Raw genomic sequence first — 805 nt, forward strand, 5'->3', positions numbered from 1 at the left:
ACGGGATGATCCAGCGCTTTTCACTGTGGCCTTTATCGTGCTGTGTGATGAAAAAACCGGTTGACGTTGTGAGGGTCTGCTCAACAGCGGTATTGGGCATCGCCCGGAAGTTCACTTTCCCCGTCTGGCTGGTGATTTTCGCGTTTTTCTGGGTGTCAATCCGGCTCGCTTCCAGGGTCACGTCATCTTTTGCCCTCAGGGTGATATCCCCGCCGGCGGTCAATTCGGTGACTTTATGGGTTGAGCGCTCTTTTCGGCGGGTTTCCGTTTTAGAGCCAAAAACTTTACAGGATTGAATGCCAAAAACGCGTTTACAGCTTCTCTTTTCTTCTTCCCATCGGTAAACCTCTTCCATGGCCTGCGCATAGAGAAAGCCGCCGGTTGCCGTGATATCCATCACACCTTGAGCGATGAGCGCCGTCGCCTGGAATAACATACTGCCCCGGGCGTGGAGCGTTAATGCGCCGCCACTTTTCAACTGACTGGCGTGTTGTGTAAAGCGGCCACTGTTCCCTTCCCGGATAAATTCGGGCAACGATTCAAAACGCACATTCCCCCCGGCGGAAAGCCGCATATCACTGCCGGATGTCAAATTTGTTCCGTATGTCAACAGGTTGCCTGTCGCCGTTAGGGTGAGATTACGGGCGGCGTTGATGGCACCGGTGGCATACAAGTAGTGTTGGTCTTCATCGTTAACAGGCGAATATTTCTGGGCAGAGAAAATGAAATCCCCCCCGGCGTTAACCGACACGCTCCCCTGCGTCGAGGTTAATCGGGCCATCCTGCCCACGATATCGCCGCCCGC

1 protein-coding gene is annotated in these 805 nt (G+C 54.2%); it reads right to left on the reverse strand.

What is annotated here, in order from left to right; genetic code table 11:
* Window positions 1-781, reverse strand: a 781-nt coding sequence (locus ACGF7G_RS22525; protein ID WP_387468516.1) for a hemagglutinin repeat-containing protein, incomplete at its 3' end; no start/stop codon positions are given.
* Window positions 782-805: the final 24 nt, after the last annotated feature.

Source organism: Photorhabdus sp. RM323S (assembly GCF_042879375.1).
Lineage (GTDB): Bacteria > Pseudomonadota > Gammaproteobacteria > Enterobacterales > Enterobacteriaceae > Photorhabdus > Photorhabdus tasmaniensis.